This window comes from Pseudoalteromonas sp. PA2MD11 (assembly GCF_017808125.1).
Taxonomy (GTDB): Bacteria; Pseudomonadota; Gammaproteobacteria; order Enterobacterales; family Alteromonadaceae; genus Pseudoalteromonas; species Pseudoalteromonas simplex.
Genome location: NZ_JADKNF010000001.1, coordinates 489,684 through 509,760, shown reverse-complemented (window position 1 = coordinate 509,760; position 20,077 = coordinate 489,684). Strand labels below are relative to the sequence as shown.

General features: G+C 40.8%; 17 protein-coding genes. 8 read left to right on the top strand and 9 right to left on the bottom strand.

Annotated elements, in window-relative coordinates; genetic code table 11:
- The first annotated feature begins 47 nt into the window (after positions 1–47).
- Complete coding sequence (locus ISP07_RS02200) at positions 48–1,400, top strand: magnesium transporter (RefSeq protein ID WP_138599934.1); 1,353 nt, start codon at positions 48–50, stop codon at positions 1,398–1,400.
- 306 nt (positions 1,401–1,706) lie between these two features.
- Positions 1,707–2,612 carry a tetratricopeptide repeat protein gene (locus tag ISP07_RS02195; protein WP_209326639.1) on the top strand — a complete coding sequence of 302 codons (906 nt, stop codon included), beginning with the start codon at positions 1,707–1,709 and terminating at the stop codon, positions 2,610–2,612.
- Here ISP07_RS02195 and ISP07_RS02190 read toward each other — a convergent pair.
- The 3 genes from ISP07_RS02190 to ISP07_RS02180 are packed head-to-tail and all read right to left on the bottom strand — an operon-like array spanning position 2,609 to position 5,326.
- Positions 2,609–3,157 (bottom strand): hypothetical protein, encoded by a 549-nt coding sequence (locus tag ISP07_RS02190; protein ID WP_209326638.1) that lies wholly within the window; start codon positions 3,155–3,157, stop codon positions 2,609–2,611. The genes ISP07_RS02195 and ISP07_RS02190 overlap by 4 nt on opposite strands.
- Positions 3,158–3,216: 59 nt before the next feature.
- Positions 3,217–3,912, bottom strand: a complete 696-nt coding sequence (locus ISP07_RS02185; protein WP_200909086.1) for a response regulator transcription factor — start codon at positions 3,910–3,912, stop codon at positions 3,217–3,219.
- A gap of 4 nt (positions 3,913–3,916) precedes the next feature.
- Positions 3,917–5,326 carry an ATP-binding protein gene (locus tag ISP07_RS02180; RefSeq protein ID WP_209326637.1) on the bottom strand — a complete coding sequence of 470 codons (1,410 nt, stop codon included), beginning with the start codon at positions 5,324–5,326 and terminating at the stop codon, positions 3,917–3,919.
- A 231-nt stretch (positions 5,327–5,557) separates the two neighbouring features.
- Between ISP07_RS02180 and ISP07_RS20490 the strand changes: the two genes are divergently transcribed.
- Positions 5,558–5,821 (top strand): hypothetical protein, encoded by a 264-nt coding sequence (locus ISP07_RS20490; RefSeq protein WP_228290477.1) that lies wholly within the window; start codon positions 5,558–5,560, stop codon positions 5,819–5,821.
- Between the two features lie 15 nt (positions 5,822–5,836).
- Complete coding sequence (locus ISP07_RS20485; RefSeq protein WP_324616086.1) at positions 5,837–6,439, top strand: hypothetical protein; 603 nt, start codon at positions 5,837–5,839, stop codon at positions 6,437–6,439.
- Positions 6,440–6,502: 63 nt separating this feature from the next.
- Here ISP07_RS20485 and ISP07_RS02170 read toward each other — a convergent pair whose 3' ends face one another.
- The 4 genes from ISP07_RS02170 to ISP07_RS02155 all read right to left on the bottom strand — a co-directional run bounded on the left by ISP07_RS02170 (position 6,503) and on the right by ISP07_RS02155 (position 13,937).
- On the bottom strand, positions 6,503–9,022 hold the full coding sequence (locus tag ISP07_RS02170) for a TonB-dependent receptor plug domain-containing protein (protein ID WP_209326636.1): 2,520 nt from the start codon (positions 9,020–9,022) through the stop codon (positions 6,503–6,505).
- A 137-nt stretch (positions 9,023–9,159) separates the two neighbouring features.
- The gene (locus tag ISP07_RS02165) at positions 9,160–10,140 is read right to left on the bottom strand and encodes a diguanylate cyclase (protein ID WP_324616085.1); all 981 of its coding nucleotides are present in this window, start codon (positions 10,138–10,140) and stop codon (positions 9,160–9,162) included.
- 158 nt (positions 10,141–10,298) lie between these two features.
- Positions 10,299–10,676: a DP-EP family protein gene (locus tag ISP07_RS02160; RefSeq protein WP_209326635.1), complete on the bottom strand. Its 378-nt coding sequence runs from the start codon at positions 10,674–10,676 to the stop codon at positions 10,299–10,301.
- Between the two features lie 15 nt (positions 10,677–10,691).
- Positions 10,692–13,937 (bottom strand): winged helix-turn-helix domain-containing protein, encoded by a 3,246-nt coding sequence (locus ISP07_RS02155; protein WP_209326634.1) that lies wholly within the window; start codon positions 13,935–13,937, stop codon positions 10,692–10,694.
- Between the two features lie 238 nt (positions 13,938–14,175).
- On the opposite strand from ISP07_RS02155, the gene ISP07_RS02150 reads away from it, so the two are divergent.
- Both ISP07_RS02150 and ISP07_RS02145 read left to right on the top strand, forming a co-directional pair.
- Positions 14,176–14,604: a hypothetical protein gene (locus tag ISP07_RS02150; RefSeq protein ID WP_209326633.1), complete on the top strand. Its 429-nt coding sequence runs from the start codon at positions 14,176–14,178 to the stop codon at positions 14,602–14,604.
- Positions 14,601–14,792 (top strand): helix-turn-helix transcriptional regulator, encoded by a 192-nt coding sequence (locus tag ISP07_RS02145; protein ID WP_054551820.1) that lies wholly within the window; start codon positions 14,601–14,603, stop codon positions 14,790–14,792. The genes ISP07_RS02150 and ISP07_RS02145 overlap by 4 nt, the downstream gene beginning before the upstream one ends.
- A gap of 86 nt (positions 14,793–14,878) precedes the next feature.
- Here the strand turns inward: ISP07_RS02145 and ISP07_RS02140 are convergent, their stop codons facing one another.
- Complete coding sequence (locus ISP07_RS02140; RefSeq protein WP_209326632.1) at positions 14,879–16,078, bottom strand: MFS transporter; 1,200 nt, start codon at positions 16,076–16,078, stop codon at positions 14,879–14,881.
- A 267-nt stretch (positions 16,079–16,345) separates the two neighbouring features.
- On the opposite strand from ISP07_RS02140, the gene ISP07_RS02135 reads away from it, so the two are divergent.
- Both ISP07_RS02135 and ISP07_RS02130 read left to right on the top strand, forming a co-directional pair.
- The gene (locus tag ISP07_RS02135) at positions 16,346–17,197 is read left to right on the top strand and encodes a universal stress protein (protein ID WP_209326631.1); all 852 of its coding nucleotides are present in this window, start codon (positions 16,346–16,348) and stop codon (positions 17,195–17,197) included.
- Between the two features lie 104 nt (positions 17,198–17,301).
- Entirely contained in the window at positions 17,302–19,434 is a 2,133-nt protein-coding gene (locus ISP07_RS02130) for a TonB-dependent receptor (protein ID WP_209326630.1), read from the top strand.
- Between the two features lie 460 nt (positions 19,435–19,894).
- Here ISP07_RS02130 and ISP07_RS02125 read toward each other — a convergent pair whose 3' ends face one another.
- Positions 19,895–20,041, bottom strand: a complete 147-nt coding sequence (locus ISP07_RS02125; RefSeq protein ID WP_082389188.1) for a DUF2986 domain-containing protein — start codon at positions 20,039–20,041, stop codon at positions 19,895–19,897.
- Between the last annotated feature and the right edge of the window lie 36 nt (positions 20,042–20,077).

The window sequence follows — 20,077 nt, the reverse complement described above, 5'->3', positions numbered from 1 at the left end:
AAGCTGCGTTAGACTACTGTTATTGATGTAATTAACCGAGGTCTCAAATGATTGAGTATCCTGTTGACCAACTTCCCCAGTTAATTGATGACTTGCTTCAGTGTGACACTACAACGCGTAAAAATAAGTTACTCGCTGATGCTAAAGAAAAGCTTTCTACAGAACATTTATCGTTATTGTTTGAAGCGCTACCTAAAGAACAACGTCTAGAGATTTGGCAATTACTCGATGAAGACACGCAACATGAAATCTTCATTAACTTAGGCGGTGATAGCTGTCGCTGGTTATTGCAAAGCTTAGATGAAGCTGAAGGTTTTAAGCTACTTGACGAAGTGAGCGTAGAAGAATTACTTGAACTTGAAGAAATTATTCCTGAGCGCTTTGTTGATTATGCACGTAAACAACTTGATGAAGTTCAAACAAAGCAGTACGACCTTGCACAGCAATATAACCCAGAGCAGTTAGGTCACTGGCTCGATTTTGATGCGCTAAAAGTGTCGGAAAAACTGACTGTAGCAGGGGCGCGTAAAATTTTTCAAAAAGGCTTACCGCAATACACCGAGGTGATTTATTTGGTTAGCCGTAAGGGTACACTTATTGGTGAAGTGGCAATTAATGCATTATTCAAAGCCAATGATAACGACAGCCTGCTGGATTACGCGAACCTTGATGTATCGGCTTTACATGCTGATGACGACCTATACGAAGCTGCTGAAGTGGTTATTCATAGTGAACAAATGGCGATGCCAGTTGTTAATGCCGACAACAAACTAGTAGGCCGATTGTCAGTATCATCAGCTTATGAATTGCGTCAAGAAGTGACCGACGAAGCCGCTGCAAAAGCCGGTGGTCTACGTGAAGACGAGGATCTGTTCTCAAGTGTCACTAAGTCGGCAAAAAACCGCGGTATTTGGCTTGGTATAAACCTAGCAACGGCATTTTTAGCATCTTGGTTTATTGGTTTGTTTGGCGCAACCATAGAGCAAGTGGTTGCGCTGGCGGTACTGATGCCAGTTGTTGCCTCTATGGGTGGGATTGCAGGTAGTCAGACGTTAACGGTTATTGTACGCGGTCTAGCACTTGGTCAGGTTACCGACTCCAACCGCAAAGCACTGTTGAAAAAAGAGCTAAGAGTAGGGGCGTTAAACGGCTGTGTTTGGGCCTTTGTGATTGGTGTACTCACTTATTTTTGGTTCAACGATGGTATGTTAAGTTTAACAATCACTATCGCTATTTTACTTAACTTAGTTGCCGCGTCGTTATCAGGGGTGGTGATCCCATCGATTTTAGATAAGCTTAAAATTGATCCAGCCCTTTCAGGTTCTGTGATCCTTACCACAGTCACCGATATCGTTGGTTTTGTCACTTTCCTTGGCCTGGGTAGTCTTCTTTTACTTTAAGTGGTTAATGCGCTGGCTAAGACATTTAGCCAGCTTCATTTCGATTATGCTGTTCCTTTACGGGTATTGGTTGCAATTACCTATAATTCCAATAGCACGACGTTTTGCTTTGCCATCAAAAGTCCAAGTTGAATTGTTCTAACTTATACAAGTGACTATTCGAATTTATTCATTATTTAGCGTCTCTATTAAGATACTGGATTAGAACTATTGTCGGTTACATTTATTAATTTAGTTAAAAAATACTGTTATAAAGCATTAAACTTTGTTAGCTTTCTGAAGGTGTTATCACTGAGATAATTGTGGATGAAGAAAAAGTTAGCCATGTTATTGCTGGGATTATCTAGTTTTAATGCCTCAGCCTCTGAAAACTTTAGTGATCATGAGATGTTTTGTGAGCGGCAATCGCAAATTAGTTGCCTAGATTACATTAATCAGCAGCTTGCCAGCAGCGAGATTGGCTCTGCGCGTTGGTATGAGATTAAATCGTATCAGTTAGATTACTTCTACGACAAAATGGAATTTCAAGCTTTAAAGGATAGCGCTGAGCCTTTTATTACAAGTGAAGAATTGCCAGTCGTCTTTCAAGTACAAGTTTACTTTTATTACGCAAAATCAACACACTATTTAGGTGACTCAGAAACTGGTCATAAATATGCGACGAAAGCGTTTGAAAAGCTACAAGCTATTTTTGATTCGTTTGGTAATCCGATGCGTATGGTCGAGCTGGCCAATTTGCAATTTGTGTTTGGTAATAAAGAAACAGCGTTGCAAATTCTTGATAGGGCAGAGCGCCGTTTTGGCAAAAGCAAAGACCCCATTTTTCATTTTGAATTAGCGTCGAATAAAGCGAATGTTTTTCATTCATTAGGGGATATAGATGGTGCACTTGTAAACCGACAAATTGCAGCTGATTGGATTTTAAAAACTAATCATAATCGTAAGATTTCTGTAGCATTAGGTAACTTAGCCCGTACTCATCAACTTCTTGCTGATTATGTGAAAGCTAATCATGTTTATGTGCAGTCACTCAAATTCATGGACACGGACTCAGATCGCAACGCAGTTGCTATTTATAAATTACGCCTTGCTGAAATCAATTGGCAAGCTGGCAAGCCAGCACAGGCTTTAAAGTGGTTTAAACAAGTGCATAAAGAAGACATTCGTCAATCACATGCGAAACTTTATGCACATCTTAGTAATGTGCTTTAGATAGTGTAAAAACACCCAGATTTTTCATCTTCACCTGGCGCTAAAATTTGTAGATGGGTTGAATCGCCTTGCTCCATCAAAGGTTTCATAGTTTTATCAAACTGCTTAGCGGCATGTTCAATTAACTTTGCTTGCTGCTCTAGCGCTTTAAAATCGGCATCATGAGCAGCCATCAGTTTATTGAGCTCTGTAGCCAACTTATCTTGCTCTTTTAATAAGCTTTTATTAATTCGCAGGTGATTCTCGTCTTCAATAACAGCTTTTTCGGCGAACGCTTCTATTTGCTCAGAGTACTCAGTCACTTGTTGTTCTATGTTGCTAATTGGTTGTTCTAGCGCTTCTAGTTTTACTTGCTCATGTTTAAGCTCTAGGTATGCTGCAATTTGCTCGTTATTGAGGGGACTTTCGCTCACCTTTTTACAGTCTTTAAAAGTGATAACGCGATAATCACCTTGGTCGTTCGCTGTACTGGCATTAGAGAGGCCGATACAAGCGGTAGTGGCAGCAATTAAGAGTGCGCTTGCGCTGATGCGTACTAAATTCATAATGATATCCTACAGGGTTATGTTATTTAGTTAGTCGTCGCAAGTATGAAAAAGGTTGTTTAAGTTTTAAATTTATATCCCACACCATAAATTGACTCAATGTAATGACTATTAGGGTCGGCTTGTGTCAGCTTTTTACGCAAGTTTTTAATGTGTGAATCAATACTACGCTCGTAGCTTTCAAAGTACTTCCCTTGGGTCATGGTTAGTAAATCTTGGCGTGAAAAAACCTTATTGGGTGAGGCAATTAATATTTTTAATAAGCTAAATTCATTAATTGTTAGTTTTAGCTCTGCATTATTTACCAGTACTTTGTATTCGCTCGGATCAACAATAATATTGCCCGCTTTGAGCGTATTTGGTGCGGTAGTTGGCATTCGGCGGCGCTTTAAAATAGCCTTTACACGTGCCATTAACTCTTTTGGTTTAAATGGTTTAGTAACATAGTCATCGGCACCGACATCAAAACCAATTAAGTGGTCAATTTCTTCAACCCGTGCCGTAAGCATAATAATAGGCACATCACTGTATTGTCTTATCTTGCTACACAGCTCGATGCCGTTAGTGCCTGGCAACATGATATCGAGGATAATGAGGTCAGGGTTTAGCTCATTAACAGCATCAAGTGCGCAGGTGCCATCGTGAATTAAGCTTGTTTTAAACCCTTCCAGATATAAATACTTTTCTATTAGTTCGGCAATTTTAACTTCGTCTTCAATAACGAGAATATGCTGTTTTGCTATGGTTTCTGACATATTATTACGCCTCTGCAAGCGGGAGTTTTAACGTTATACACAGACCGCCTAACCGGCTTTTAGTTGCATCTATGCTTCCATGGTGAGCTTCAATAATTGTTTGGCAAATCGCCAAACCTAGGCCAAAACCGCCGGTTTTTCTGTTGCGAGAGCTATCGGTGCGATATAAACGATCAAACAGTTTTTCAAGGGCTTCATCGGGGACACCGGGGCCAGAATCTTCTATCGACAAAAATACATGATGCTTAGACACGGTTAAATCTAACCAGACTTTTTGCTGTTCATCGGTATAGCGTAAATTATTTTCTAAAATGTTCTGTAGTACTTGTGTAATACGATTCTGATCAGCCAAAATTATTACGGGTTGCTCAGATAAGGTGGCATTGAGGGTGATGTTTTTTGATTGAAACTTAAAGGCATATTTATGCGCTTGTAAAGTTACTAAGGTATTAAAATCAATCTCTTCCATCTGGTAGTTGAAGCTGTATCTGTCAAGTGTGCTGACTTTATGTAAGTCGTTCACAAGTCGACTTAACAGCGCCACTTCTTCTTGTAGTGAACTTATCGCTTTTTGGTTGGGTTCGATAATGCCATCGTTAATTGCTTCAAGTTCGCCTTCTAAAATAGTTAAAGGCGTACGCAGTTCATGAGAAATATCCATAATCCATTGACTTTGCTGCGATTCAAAACGCCTAAGCTCTGTGGCAATACGGTTGAAATCTTCCGCTAAGGTGGCGAATTCATCACTACTATTTACTGTAATTTTGGTCTCAAACTCGCGCTCAGCAAGCGCTTTTGCGCCTTCTTTTAGTTGAGAAATAGGATTAGTAAAATGACGTGCGAGTAAGTAACTAAACAATAAAGCAATTAATAAACCAATCCCCGCTGTCCACAAACTGATATTAATTTGTGTATTAAGGTAATGCTGAGTAAGCGCGCTGACATGGTTACCGTTAGCATGCAACTGCAGCACTGCAACAACGGCACCATTGTGAGTGATTTCTTGCTCGTTCACGACCTCAGTTTCGGTATTGCCTGCAATCAATATTTTGCCTTTTTCATCAAGCAAGCTGAGGCGTTTTTCAAAAGGCATAAAGTCATCAGCCATCGGTTTATTGCGAGGTGGTGGCATTCCCTCATTTTGCATGTGCTTTTGTGGGGGGCCTTCTAGTGAAAAAGGTCTGGGCTCTCTTGGTTTTGGTCTGTTCGGCGAAAACAATAAACGGCTTGAATGAAAATTACGGTTAATTAACTCATACCACAGGGCTTTAGAGTCGATAAACATGCCAATCGAACCCGTTTGCTGATACTGCAGGCTAATTTCAGTGGCTATACGGTTAAATGCTTCGTTATCTATATCTTCAAACACATTATTGAGCATTCGCTTATTGGTAATTGCATTCAGGCCAAACATGGTCAATACCAGCAATAACGTAATAATAAGATTAGTAATTAAGAGTTTGTGAATTAACTTCATAGATATAATAGTAAAATGTAATAGCCAATATTGAATATACTATAAATGTCTATTTTTTGGCATGTGCATCCTAGTCACTCTATAAAAGCACCACTTTTTCTACACAAAGTCTCTACATTTGTTCTTTATACTCGACGCTAATTACTCATGTTAGCGAAGGGGCACAAGATGACTTTAAAACCTGAACTTTATACTCGTAGAAAAATGCTTAAAACATTAGGTGTTTCAGTTGCTGCTGTGCCTATGTTGGCATTTTTAGGCTGTAACTCAGATACAGTCTCATCAACGGATACAACATCAGATACAGACACTTCAACAGGCACAGACACCAGCACTGATACAGGCGATACAACAACCACGAACGACAGTGATTATGTATCGGGCACAACAGCGCTTATTACTGATGACTTTCCTGATGACAGTATTTTTTAAACATCAACCGCATGTGTGTTAGCACTTACTCAAGCAACAACTGAAGGCCCATGTTACTTCCAAGCTGATTCATACGAAGATATCTCTGATGGCCTAACGGGTTTACCTATGATGTTGTGCTTACAGTTAATTGATAGCGACTGTAACCCATTAGCAAATTACGAAATCTCGGTTTGGCACTGTGATACCCGTGGTATTTACTCGGGTGATACAAGTAGTAGTTCTGATAGCTCACGTTTTGCCGGTGACTTCTGTACTGACGGCGATGCCGAAGCTGAGGCAAGTACGTGGTACCGTGGTTCATTGCTCACAGATAGCAGTGGCCGTGTGAACTTTAAAACGCATTTCCCTGGTTGGTATGCTGGCCGTACTATCCATATTCACTTTAAAGTAGCAAACAACAATAACGATTATGTAATTAGCCAGTTCTGTTTTACTGATGCGTTTGCAAAAGAAATTTGTACCACTCACAGCGATTACAAATCACGCGGTGAACAAGATACAACTCTTGCTAGCATCGATAACGTGTTTGGTAGTGATTATGAGCAGTTTATTTTAAATACAGCACAAAATAGTGATGGCACTTTATTGGCGTATCACACTATTCAAATTAGTTAATTTATTCACTTATCATTGTAGGTTAGGGCGTGTTAGCAATTACTGCTTTCACGCCCTATTTTTTTAGAAGCTATAAGTGATGTTACCGTAAATAAAACGGCCATCTAAGCTGTATGGCGCAAAGCCACTATAAGGGAAAATTTGGTTGAAATCGCTGTAACCAATATTACTTACAGTATCTTGAGGGTACTGATCAAAAAGGTTGTTGGCGCCTAATGCAAACTTCCACTGCTCATCAGGGCGGTAAGCCACTTCTAAGTCAGCAATCCATTTAGCATCAAGTACTTCATCACCATCTTCACTGCTTGCAGTATCAACTACTTCACCATAACGAGTTGCTCGTAATGTTGTTTGGAAGTTTTCATAATCCCATGTTGCAGAAAGGTTCCATTTATCGGCTGGAGTACCTTTTTCAAAGCGTGTGATTTCGCGACGAGAGAAATACTCGTAGCTATCGCCAAGCGCCTCTAATTCAGGTGGATTTTCTTTAACGTGTGTTACTTCAGTGTCGTTAAAGTTAACCGCTGCACTTAAGCGTAAATCACCATAGTTTTCTAAGCCTAGTGAGTAGGTCGCAACAATATCAACACCTTGCGTACGTGAATCAATGGCATTAGTAAAGTAACGAACGCGCTGCGTATTTACTTCGCCTGCTTCGGCTAAAATCGCTTCAACTTCAGGGCCGCTTAAGTTTTCAGACAATACGATACGGTCGTCAATTTCAATGCGATACGCATCAAGGGTTAAGCTAAAGCCGCCTTGCGTAAAGATGAAACCCGCCGTCATATTAACTGACTCTTCAGCGTCTAAATCACGAGCTCCCAGTGCTTGCGCTGCTGGCTCATCAACAGGGAATAACCCCACTTCATTTGGCACACCATTTTCAAAAACAGTGCTTACTGATTTATAAGATGTTTGGGCCAGTGAAGGTGCTCTAAAACCTGTGCTAATTGCACCACGTAGCGACAGCGACTCGTTAATGCTGTAGCGCGAAGCAAGTTTTGAGGTAAAGGTACTACCAAAATCACTGTAATCTTCAAAACGACCTGCTAAAACAAGGTTCCAATCTGTAGTTAGGTAAGTATCAAACTCTGCAAACACCGCAATGTTATGACGGCTTTTATCGGTTGCACTTTCTGGTGAAAAACCAGGTAACACTTGCGCGCCACCGGCAGCAACTGGATTGCCATCATCATCTAATACAGTGAGGTAAGAGGCTGTTTCACCTGCTTTAATTTGGTAGTTTTCGTGACGATACTCAGCACCAATCGTAACAAACACATCATCAGGTAAACCTAAATCTAGTGTGTTGCTAGCATCCATGTTCACTAAGTATTGTTCATACACAAGCGAGCCATCATCAAACTCTGTTGGGCTGCTAACACCCATCGAGGTATTTAAGCTGTTGCTTACGCCAATACCAAAATCGTTGCGACCATAATTGGTGCTTACATCCCAAGCCCAATCATTAGTTTCGCCATTTAAGCCAATTGCAAATGAGTAGTCATCTACATCAGTATCAATTTGCGGTAAGAAACCGTCAGGATACACTTCAGTTAAGTTACGTGAATCTTTAGCGCGACGATAAAAACCACCTGAGTTACCTTTACGGTTTGAGTAACTTGCAAATGAGTAAAGCGACAGCGAGTTATCAAACTCATAACCTAGGTTATAAAAAAGCGCGAAGTCTTCGATATCGGCTTTACCAAAACGGTGGTTATAGCGGTCAAAGTCAAATTCACGCGAATCTAAATCGCCATTCTCATCACGGCTATATTGCTCACGTGCATCAAAGCCAGAGCGATTTGTTGGCTCGTTATTACGTGACTCAATCGACACGTTAATAAAGCCATTATCGCCTAGTGCGAAACCTGCATTAGCACTTGCTGTGCGCGTAATGCCGTCGTTTACTTCACGGTCGCTGCCAGTCTCAAAGCTTAAGTTGCCTTCGCTATCTGTTGTAGTGTTTAGTAGCTGAGGAGAGCCTGCCATTTGTGTGTCGTATTCACCGTATGTGTAGCTCACGCTACCGCCTTCATCGGCATCTTTTAATACAATATTGATCACACCGGCAATCGCGTCAGAACCGTATTGAGCTGCAGCGCCATCACGCAGAATTTCAACACGTTTAATCGCAGAAGTCGGAATATTATTTAAATCTACGGCCGTTGAACCACGGCCAACCGTACCATTTAAGTTTAATAATGCACCGGCATGGCGGCGTTTACCATTAATCAGCACTAATGTGTGATCAGGAGCAAGGCCACGTAAAACAGCTGGTTTTGCGTGGTCAGTACCATCAGCAATGGTGGCACTTGGGTAGTTAAAGCTTGGTAACTGTGATGCTAATACTTGGCTCATATCAAGCTGACCTGTGCTTGATAAATCGCGGCTTGTTAATAAATCGACAGGCACGGTACTTTCAGAAATACTACGAAGGCTTCGGCGAGTACCAGTAACAGAAATAACTTCAACATCTTGAGCGGTGTTGTCAGTTGTTTGCTCAGCAGCGATTGCAGTCACTGATGTAGCTAGTGTACTTGCAATAGCGAGTTGCAAAGGTACTTTTTTAAAAATTGTCATTGTTGGATCCCATCTAACGTTGATTTCGCTTCGCAGTTTATCAATAAAAAAGGAACAAACAAATAACATAAAAGTATACTATATGATTATCTAAACAAGCTATTTAGCTCACTGTATTTACATTATATTAACCTTTATTATGCGCTAATACTGATTTTATTTCTGCCCTCTGTTTTTGCTCGGTATAAAGCAGTATCTGCTGCACAAATTAATGCTTCTGAAGTACGATATTGATTATTGAACTCGCAAGCAATTCCTTGGCTTACACTTATTCTAAAATCACTCGGTAATCCTATGTCAGTAAATGGCATGTTATTTATTTTTATTTGAATATGTTTAGCAATAGCGGCGGCTGTTTCTTTTTGACAGCGGGGTAATATAATAGCAAATTCTTCACCGCCATAACGGGCTGCTAAACAATCGCGAGAAGGGAGTGACTCTGCGATTATACTTGCTACTTTTTGTAAGCATTTATCGCCTTTTACATGACCAAATCGGTCGTTGAATAGTTTAAAGTAATCAATATCGATTAATATAGTGCTAATAGCTTGATTGGTTTGTACGCTTTCTTGCCAGTTCTCTTTTAATGACTCTTCAAGGGTTAATCTATTTGCAAGACCGGTTAAATGGTCAGTAGTAGCCTGTTTAATTAAGCGGTTATATTGTTCTTTGTGTGATGATAAATCGTGTAATACACAAATAAATAAATTATCTGCAACGGCAATGTTTTTTGGCAAGCTTGAAATACATAAATCCGCTTCAAGGGTTTTACTATCGGCACGGTTTATTTTAACTTCGTTTGGCCCAAGACTTATCGGCGAGTCTTTATGGTCTAACCAACTGAGTAGGGTATACATGTATTTATCACGGTCGGTGTCGTGTAGGTAATGTAACAGGTTTTGACCGATTAACGCTTCTTGGTTGTGACCTAAAAGCTGAGCCGCCATCGGGTTTGCAAATTCAAACGTGCCTTGGCCATTAATGATAAACACTCCTTCAGGAATGTTCTGAAACATTTGTGCAATCAGTGCAAGTTGCTCTGAATTGATAGACTGCGGTAGTGCGTTTTTAGCTTCTGATTTAGCAGTGCTTGGTTGTTCATTTTTATTAGTAGACACGTTCGTTTCCTTTTTGCTGATGCAAACGATTTTGGTGTCTACAAAGTTACTTAAAAAAGTGCAAATTAACCTTCTGGTAATCTTCTGGTTTTAAGCTCTTGTTTTTGAAATGAAAAAAGCTCCTTGGTGGAGCCTTTTGTAGGTGTTATTTCTAGATTTTATACTTCTTCTTTATTTTCTACTTGCGGGTCTTCGCTTTGATATTCCTCACCGTTACAGTTAACAGTGAAGATCATACATGCTGTACCATTGTTTTCGTCGGTATCTGAAATATTGATTACCGTGCCTGCGTTTGTAACTTTGTAACTGAAATCTTTAGCGCAGTCACCCTCATGATTACTAAAAGTAGCGGCAGAAAATAAGAACCCTCTTTTTTGAGTTTCTTCATTTAGGGTGTAAATACCAAGACTATTTCTTTCTGTAACAACCCCACCACCAGATACTTGTTGACCATCTTGGAAGTATGTAAATACAGCTTTTTTGTTGCTATCTAATTCAATGTTCACTGTGAAATTGTATACTTTACCTTCACTCATGTTTTTTCCTTTACTTTATAGTTGAAAATTAATTATTCCCAATTCTTTTACAGGAATAATGGTCGCTTCTATTTCGTGTGATTTATTTAAACAGGTGTATGCCTGAATTAATGGGTAAGTAAATTTTATACTTTTAGTTTTTTTACGTATTTTATTTAGAGTTAGTACAGTGTTTTCACAAAAGCTGTATCTATCACTTTGCGAATTTGCTAGTTTGGCTTTTATTAGGTTGATTCGGGTCAGCAATAATGTACCGTTAATATCAATATTATCAGTAAGCAACACATTGCTTGTATCTATAATATCTAAAATTTCAATTGCCATTTCTTCTTTGTTTTTACCTGTTAGGTATTTGATTAGGCTTATTTTGATATCTATTACTCTCCTATCTGATGGCTTACTATTTTTAATAAATTCTAAGATATTATTAATTTCTGTTTCTTTGCCGGTATCATGAAAAAGAGTTAGCTGATATGTCAGAAATTGAAAGTATGTCATCATGAAAGTGTGGTTTTGATCATCTTGTAATCTTGCTTTATTAATTGTTTCTGTTGCTTGCTTTGCTTTTTGATAAGCCTTTGATTTATCAGGAAGATAACTCAGTAAGTAGCTTTGTTGAATTTGTTTATATGCTAATGACGTCAATAGACTGGCATCTGCTGGATATTGAATTAGCATTTCAATAATCTCACCCTCTGCTTGTTCAAATAACATAAGAGCCTCGTTAAAGTTTCCTAAATGTTCTTCTGTACTAGCTAACCAGCTAATTGTACCTGCCTTGTCTCTTAATAAATTTTTATTATTAGGCTTTATTTCTAGTGCTCTGTTTTTAAATTCAAGAGATTGGGTAAAACTCTGTTTTGCTTGCATGTAGTTAAATTGCTTTAAATACAATGAGCCTAACGAGTTGTAAGAATAAGATAACTCCATAATTGAGTTAAAGTCATTAGATGCTAACGCGTACATTCGTTCGCTGTACTCTTGATACCTTTTAAACCAAGGTTCTGTCGCATTGTAGTCGCTGTTGTCATAATGTAATTGGCCAAGCCAAAAGGCATTCGCCCCTGCAAGCATTAAAACATCAAGGTTGTTGGGTTGAATTTTTAGTAATGATTCTAGGCGCGTTCGCGCATTTTCAAAGGCGGTGAAGGCCTCGTCGGTTTTACCTCGAGAGTAGGCGACTTCGCCCATGGCCTCTAAGGTTTGAGCGTATTGAAAACGGTTATTAAATTCAGCTTGTGTATCGCTAAAGTTAAACAACGAGGCTGCTTCTTCGTCTTGATTGGTAAAATACTCAAGGGCTTTGTTGCTAATACCATCCAGTAAATCCATGCGCTTAACGCTTCTGAGTTTATCGGCAAATTCACCGACCATAAAACCCAATAAACTCTCCGCTTCTTGGCGTTTTTGTTTTGCTATTTGTTCGGCGTGATAGCTGCGCACGCTCATAAATGTGGCAATAAAGGTTAAGCACACAAGTGCAGCCGCCGTTATTTGTAACACGCGTTTTTTACGTTTGGCTTTGTTGTTAGAAGCTTTAATTAACGCTTGTTCGTCGCTCGATAAGCTAAACATAGGGTTACTCACAAGGCTGTGTGCTTCTTGTAAGGGTTTACCTTGCGCTAATAAAAAGTCGCTGTGTTTGTGTTCAAGCAGCCATCGCTCGGTGGCAAGTTGTATGCGGCTTTTTATCGCTAAGCTTTGTTGGTGCTCTTGCACCCAATCTATGGCGCGTTGCCAATGGCGCAGCAGCGCTTCGTGGGCAAGGCTAAAGCAGGCTTGCTCATTTTTAAGGTGTGATACAAATAAGCGGCTGTCGACCATGGCCTGAACAAGCTTGGTCGCAGCAGGGCTGGGTAATTCGCTCCAACGTGCAGCGCGGCTGGTGAGTGTTTCGCCATCTGGGTTTAAGGTGATCAGTTTTGAAAGTACTGCGGCAAGTTCAGTTTGTTGGTCTTTGGGTAATTGGCAAAATACTTGTTCGGCTTTTTGGCCGATGGCTCCTTCGATGGTGCCAAGGGCTTGGTATTCAGAAAACAATAATTCGTTGTCTGGGCTGCGCTGTAAATAAAGCTGTTGCAAGGTGTATTGCAGCATTGGCAATGCATCTGGGTTATTGGCAGTGTCGTTACAAAGTTGTTCATCAAGCGGTGTGTGATGCTCAGGGTGATGTTGCCAACTTAAGCCTGCTGCAAGTGCTGGCAAACGGATCATTTGCTTAAGCTCAGAGCGAGTTGGCGCTAATAAGTCAAAATGTGCGCCATTGGCTTTACCTGCCATTAAACTTGGTTGACTCACTACTTGCGGGTAAAAATCATTCCGACAGGCACTAAAAATGATCATGCAGCCACTTGTTGCTAAGCGCTCAATAAGTGCTAACAGCTGGTTGCGCTCGTCATCGTTAAATAGCGGCGATGACAATAGAACTTCGAGCCGGTCGATAAATAAAAATAAATAGGGTGTAGTGCGCTCTTTATTTAGCGCTGCAAGTGCTGCTTTACAGCGGGAAATAACCTGTTCTGGGTCTATTAATAATAATTCAGCCAACTCATCGGCGCTTATATCGCTAAGTACAGGTGCGTCGTTTATTTCTAAATCGAGCAAGGTTGAGGCTAAATCAAGCAGTAAGCGCTCTTTACTGACATCGGCAAAGTCGAGTTGGCAGTAACTGTGTACTCTAATGCCATCGTAGCCATTACTCGACATTAAAGCGGGCAATACACCTGCGTTAACTAACGACGATTTACCTGAACCACTGGCTCCCAAAATTAAGCAAAATGCGCGACCAAACTCAATTTGAGCCGACACTCGCTGTAACAAGGTGGCAATTTGTTTGTTACGACCAAAAAATACATCGGCTTGCTCTGGTGCAAACGCACTTAAGCCAACAAAGGGCGAATCACCTTGCCAACTGGTTTGGCTGGCTTTTTGTTCTTCGTTGAGTGGAAAGTTGATTTCGGCAATAACACGATAACCACGTTTACGAATGGTTTCTATGTAATGCGGATCGCTTGCTTTATCGTCAAATGCTTTACGTAATTGGGTGATCACTTTATGTAGGGGGTTGTCACCGAGCGCCACATTTGGCCAGCAATGGCTGATAATTTCTTCACTTGTTAGTAGCTCACCTTGTTTTTCGCATAGCAGCAGTAATACATCCATCGCCTTGGGTTCAAGATGCTTTGTTTGTTCACCGCGTCGGATTGAGTTGGTGGCCGGAGTAACTTGCCATTCGCCAACGAAAAACAGTGCCGTATTCATAGTGTTATCTTCATTGTTATTGTTAGAAACGCAGTCCGAGTGGACCGATTTTATATTAGATTACGGAATTCTTTGATTAATACAATATTATGAGATCAACAGCAAGCGCCTTGCCTTTTCTGACATTAAAAAATCATATTGATGTCGTGTATATAAAACTTTTTGTAAAGTTTGTTTGACTTTTTGTGTTGCTAGGTTAATCTTTAGTCAAGTTTACTTTACTTTTAAGGTGAGAATAATGAATCAAACAGGATTAACCTTTAAACAACGTAATAAGCAGAACACGCTAAACCTCGCTAAATGGACATCAGCATGGGTGATTACTTTAGCAATTGCCTCATTTGGGCCGCATTTTTTATGGCAAGAGCAGGCTATTTTTAGTGTTGTAGCAATCTTAATTAATGTAGTAGTTGGCATCATGATGATTTTATCGAACAAACGACAACTTCAAGGAATGGATGAGCTGCAGCAGCGTATGCACCTTAATGCAATGGCCATTACCTTGGGTGCAAGCTTGGTATTTGGTTTAGCTTACTCGGTGGTGCAATCAAGCGGTTTAATTAGTTTTAAAGAAGATATTTCACACCTCGTGCTCTTTATGGGTTTAACCTATTTAGTGAGTCTTTTAATGATAAATAAGCAGTTAAACGACGAGGACGAAGAATGAAAAACCGCTTGAAAGTGCTCCGTGCTGAGCACAACTATACCCAAGCGAAACTCGCAGAGCTTTTGGATGTGTCTAGGCAAACCATTAATGCGATTGAAAAAGGTAAATTTGACCCAAGTTTGCCATTAGCATTTAAAGCCGCGCGTTTATTTAACCTGAGTATCGAAGAGATATTTCAGGATGAGTAAGTCTGATAGCGTAGGAGGCGTTTTAACGCCGAATGTTAAATCATTCAGGTTAAACGCCATTTATCCTACGCGATATAAAATCGCTACTACATTTTTGAGAGCTTACAGCTTTGTTTTTTCATCTGCATCGCACTTAACGACCACATTAAAAAGCCACCTAAGAATAATGCCGCCGAAACATAGCCTGTTTGACTAGGGAGTGCGCCCCCAGCAATAGCCATGCCGCCAAGCCAAGGGCCTATGGCATTGGCAGTATTAAACGCACACTGTACAAGTGCACCAATCATGGCATGCCCTTGTGGTGATACATCCATTAATAACGATTGGATCACGGTACCTAAACCAACACTAAAGCCAATAAAGAAAATCACCGTGTATAACAGCCAAATATTATGGCTAGCGCTTACATAACTAGCTGCAAATACCACTGCACCAATCAGTGCTGCGCCTGTGGTTTTCAGCGGTGAGTGGTCGGCGGCTTTACCTAATAGGTAGTTACCTAAAGTACAACCAATACCAAACATGATCATCGCAATAGAGATAGTGTAAGCAGGAGTATGGGTGACTTCTAAAATAGTGTCGGCAATGAACGTGTAAACACAAAATACACCACCAAAACCAATAATGATGATACCTAGAATGGTCCATACGAGCTTGTTCTTTAATACACTTAACTCATCGAGAATCGATGTTGGCGCGGTATTTTTTACGTTAGGTACGTATTTCACAATCAATACCAAGGCAACTAACGCAAGTACAGCGGTGCCTGCCAAACAATAACGCCAGCTAAAGTTTTGCCCCACTAAGGTGACCATGGGCACACCAACGATAGTGGCAATGGTTAAACCCATAAACACTTTTGACATAAAGCTTGCGCGTTTATCGGCAGGGGCGATGTCGGCAGCCAATAAAATAGCAGCGGCGAAGTAGGCACCATGTGGTAAACCACTTAAAAAGCGAAATAAAATAAGTTGCTCAAGCGAGTTTGCAAAAGCACTTAAGCCATTGAATAAAAACATCATGCTGACAAACATCAACAGTGCATTGCGCTTACGCATGTTGGCGGTTGTGATCATAAATAGCGGTGCACCGACGACGACGCCTATCGCGTAAGCACTAATGGCATAACCACTTTGCGCTGGCGTAGACGAAAATGTTTCGCTGATCAGGGGCAACATTGGCATCATAGAAAATTCTGATAGGCCTAAAATGAATGTGCCTAAAGCCAATACTATCAGAATGGTAAGCGTGCTTGCGTTGCCTTGGGAGTTGGCTACGTTAGTCATGTAATTCCTTTAAAATAAATTTAAAAACAAAATAGATTTTTGATAATTGAAAATGCCAGTAACAAATACTTTGTTCTGGAGTAGAGATGTGTGCCCAGAGCTATTGTAATACAAATTAATGGGGTTGATACAGTACTTTTTGGAACGTTCTATGTTTGTTTGCTATAAGAAAATAACCTGAACTTCTTAAGTCTTTGCTGTTCAAAATAAATACAGAGAAAAAGCCAACTATACTTGGTTAACTAAATTGGTTTGAAGGAGAGTGTAATGAAGAAGATATTTGCTTGTATCGACGGTTCATGCATGACCGATGCGGTGACAGAAGCGGCTATTTGGATTTCTAAGCGCTCCAGCCATCCAATTAATTTTCTGCATGCATTAGAGCCACCTTTGCCGCAAGGCAGTGATGATTTAACCGCAATTATTGGTTTAGGTTCGCAAACCTCATTGTTAGAGCAATTGGCAAAACTTGAGCAAGAACGCAATAAAGTGGCGTCGCAGCATGGTCAATTATTGTTAGATGAAGCAATGAAAAAAGCCGAGCATGCAGGCCTAACCGAGATTGAGCAACAGCAGCTTTCAATGAGTCTTGTTGATGCTTTACTTGAACATGAAGACAATACCCGTGTGATGATTATTGGCCGCTCTGGTAAAGGCCATTACGATGATTTTAAAGTACTGGGATCGCATATTGAAACGCTGATCCGTCAGGTGCATACCCCGGTTGCGATTGTGCCGCCGCAATTTCATGAGCCTACAAACTTTATGCTGGCTTATGATGGCAGCGAAAGTACCGACAAAGCGATTACACAAATTATCAATGGCGGGATTTTATCCGGCTTAGATTGCCACTTGGTGATGGTTGATAAACAAGACGGTCACTGTCAAGACAAACTCGATACTGCCTCAGCAAGGCTGGCTGAAAACGGCTTTAATGTGAGAGCGCGCATGCTCGATGGCGATGTTTACCAAGCGCTGTGGCGATATAAAAGTGACCACGCCGTTGACTTAATGGTGATGGGCGCATTTGGTCACTCTAAATGGCGGCAGTTCTTTTTAGGCAGCACGACCTTAAAAATGCTTGAAGATAGCCGTATTCCTTTAGTGGTGTTGCGCTAAGTTATTTACCTGTGACAGGGTGCGACAATATGTCACGTGTTCAGACTAATTAATGAGTTTTATAATCGGCGTCATTAATTATTTGCTTTGATTTTAAAAGAGTTATGAACACGCAATTTTCTCGCCCTGGTTTTTTATTTTCTAAAATCGCTGCAGCACTCAGCTGTGTATTTAGTATTTCAGCCTTTGCTGATGATTCTATTGAAGTGATAGAAGTACAAGGTCATGCCCAAAATAACCATCAATTAGTTGGCTCTGCAGACGCGTTACTGAAAGATTTAGGTGTTGATTTTTCAGCGGCCGGAGGGGTGTCTAACTTGCCGGTGATGAACGGCATGATGGGCGATAGAGTTAAAGTTTTAGTTGATGGGGCTGATGTTACAGCAGCGTGTGCTAACCAAATGAACCCGCCACTCTCTTATGTGTCGGCAAACCAAATTGCCTCTTACAGTGTCGTTGCTGGTGTATCACCGGTAAGCAGTGGCGGGGATAATATTGCCGGTGTTATTAGGGTAAATACGATTGCCCCTGAATTTAGTGATTCAGACTCAGTGAACTGGCGCGCAGGCTATGTTACCGCCCAGTACAAAAGCGTTAACGATAGCCAAGCATACGCGCTAGGTGCCAGCCTTGCGAGCAAACAGTTTAGCTTGTCTTACCAAGGCAGCTTTGAAGATGCTAACAGCTATGATGATGGGCATGGTGAGCGTGTACTTGATACCTTATATCGAGTGCAAAATCATGCTTTAACAGGCTCTATTCGTGATGAGAAACAACAGCTTGTCGTTAAGCTGACCCATCAAAAAATTCCTTACCAAGGCTTTGCAAATCAATACATGGATATGACCGATAACACCAGTTATGGTTTCGTTGCTCATTATCAACGTGAGCTTGAAAATGGTGATTTGCAGGTGCAAGTGAATGCGCATGATGTAAAACACGAAATGGGTTTTTTCAGTAATGAGAAAACCGGCATGATGCCGATGAATACCGATGCACAAGATTACAGTTACCAAGTTCATTGGCGCACTGACTTATCAAAACAGTCATCACTAATGCTAGGGCAAGAATATTACGGTTATCGAATTGATGATTGGTGGCCAGCGGTTACAGGGTCAATGATGATGGGCCCAAATGAATACGTAAACATTAACGATGGCAAACGTGACCGTCTTGCGGCATTTGCGGAGTACCAAAACCAAGTAAACCAAGCATGGTGGCTGTCGGCAGGTGTTCGAGTTGAGCAAGTCAGCACAGATACTGGCGAAGTGCAGGCTTATAACGAAGGTGGCATGAGCGGTATGGCTAATATGGGTTCAATGATGGATATGTCAAAAACCGACGCCCAAGCTGCGATGGAATTTAACCAATTAGACCGTAAACGTGACGACACCTTAGTTGATATTAGTTTACTTGCTCGCTATCAATTATCGAACAACGATGAGCTACAATTTGGTTTAGCTCGTAAAAACCGCGCCCCTAATTTATATGAGCGTTATAGCTGGGGTGTAGGTACGATGGCAACCACCATGATTGGTTGGTTTGGTGATGGTAATGGTTATATTGGTAACCCAGATTTAGAAGCCGAAACAGCCCACACATTGAGTTCTAGCTACACCAAACTTGCCAAAGACGATAGCTGGCAAGTAACGGCAAATGTTTGGTACACGCAAGTAAATGATTATATTGATGCTGAAGTGACTAAGAGCTTTAATCGCACTGACATGGTGCATACCAAGCGTAATATTCTTACCTTTACGAACCTAGATGCCACTCTTTACGGTGCAAAACTGGCGGGCTTGGTAGAGCTTTACAACTCAAAGCAAGCAGGAAAATGGCAATTAAAAGGCTCACTAACCAGTACTCATGGTGAGCGTGATGATAGCAATGAAGACTTATATCAAATTATGCCACTACACACTGAGCTGAGCCTAGAGCACGAATACAAAGGCTGGCAAAACGCACTGAGCTGGCAATGGGTTGATAGTAAAACCCATGTTGATGAGCGCCGCTTAGAAAACCAAACCGACAGTTATCAGTTACTGGCTATCTCAAGCCAGAAAACGTGGCAAAATTTAACCTTTAAGTTAGCAATTACCAACTTACTAGATGAATACTACCAACAGCCACTTGGTGGTGTAAGTATTGCGAATTACAAGCAAGATATGAGCAATGGCTTTGAGCAACTTGCCGGACAGGGCCGCTATTATAATGCCAGTGTGAGTTATAGGTTTTAGAGAAAGCTATCAGCTTTCAGATTAAAACCAGAGTTTCTAGTTACGAGAGTAAAGTTAGCGAGTCAGAGCACGTGTCCGATACAAATGTGAAATAAGCTGCCGTAGGCGTGAAATTTATTTCGCGTTAAAACAAATTGCACAAAGAGAAAAGAATGAGAAGGTAATGAGGTAAAACACTGGATTACTTGTTGTTTTCCTCTAAAGCGCAGCGCCTCATATTCTCTTTGTGCAAATAAATGTCTTTGACGTAGGCGTGAAATTTATTTCGCGATAAAACAAATTGCACAAAGAGAAAAGAATGAGAAGGTAATGAGGAAAAACAATAGATTACTTGTTGTTTTCTCTAAAGCGTAGCGCCTCTTATCTTCTTTGTGCAGATACATGTCTTTGATGACGGCGTGAAATTTCTTTTACGTGTTGCGCGATATAAAATCGCGCTCACCGCTTACCGCTAGGTATTTTAATTTTCCTGCTCAGCTTCTTGCTGTGCTAATTTTTCGCGTTCTGCCTTTGAGATGTAGGCCGGTTTATTGCTTTTATGCAATTTTGCATTGGCACGCTTATCTTTTTGCTTAAGTTTAGTGAAGATCTTTTTTCTGCGGTTCATGAGTCTAACAAACGAATTAATAGGGTGAGTGGCTAT

Excerpts from the sequence above, each read along its gene's own strand:
- ISP07_RS02200 (WP_138599934.1), top strand. The coding sequence starts at position 48 with ATGATTGAGTATCCTGTTGACCAACTTCCCCAGTTAATTGATGACTTG.
- ISP07_RS02145 (WP_054551820.1), top strand. The coding sequence starts at position 14,601 with ATGAAAAACCGCTTGAAAGTGCTCCGTGCTGAGCACAACTATACCCAA.
- ISP07_RS02125 (WP_082389188.1), bottom strand. The coding sequence starts at position 20,041 with ATGAACCGCAGAAAAAAGATCTTCACTAAACTTAAGCAAAAAGATAAG.
- ISP07_RS02195 (WP_209326639.1), top strand. The coding sequence starts at position 1,707 with ATGAAGAAAAAGTTAGCCATGTTATTGCTGGGATTATCTAGTTTTAAT.
- ISP07_RS02160 (WP_209326635.1), bottom strand. The coding sequence starts at position 10,676 with ATGAGTGAAGGTAAAGTATACAATTTCACAGTGAACATTGAATTAGAT.
- ISP07_RS20490 (WP_228290477.1), top strand. The coding sequence starts at position 5,558 with ATGACTTTAAAACCTGAACTTTATACTCGTAGAAAAATGCTTAAAACA.
- ISP07_RS02170 (WP_209326636.1), bottom strand. The coding sequence starts at position 9,022 with ATGACAATTTTTAAAAAAGTACCTTTGCAACTCGCTATTGCAAGTACA.
- ISP07_RS02140 (WP_209326632.1), bottom strand. The coding sequence starts at position 16,078 with ATGACTAACGTAGCCAACTCCCAAGGCAACGCAAGCACGCTTACCATT.
- ISP07_RS02180 (WP_209326637.1), bottom strand. The coding sequence starts at position 5,326 with ATGTTTGGCCTGAATGCAATTACCAATAAGCGAATGCTCAATAATGTG.
- ISP07_RS02155 (WP_209326634.1), bottom strand. The coding sequence starts at position 13,937 with ATGAATACGGCACTGTTTTTCGTTGGCGAATGGCAAGTTACTCCGGCC.
- ISP07_RS02130 (WP_209326630.1), top strand. The coding sequence starts at position 17,302 with ATGAACACGCAATTTTCTCGCCCTGGTTTTTTATTTTCTAAAATCGCT.
- ISP07_RS02190 (WP_209326638.1), bottom strand. The coding sequence starts at position 3,157 with ATGAATTTAGTACGCATCAGCGCAAGCGCACTCTTAATTGCTGCCACT.
- ISP07_RS02185 (WP_200909086.1), bottom strand. The coding sequence starts at position 3,912 with ATGTCAGAAACCATAGCAAAACAGCATATTCTCGTTATTGAAGACGAA.
- ISP07_RS02150 (WP_209326633.1), top strand. The coding sequence starts at position 14,176 with ATGAATCAAACAGGATTAACCTTTAAACAACGTAATAAGCAGAACACG.
- ISP07_RS02135 (WP_209326631.1), top strand. The coding sequence starts at position 16,346 with ATGAAGAAGATATTTGCTTGTATCGACGGTTCATGCATGACCGATGCG.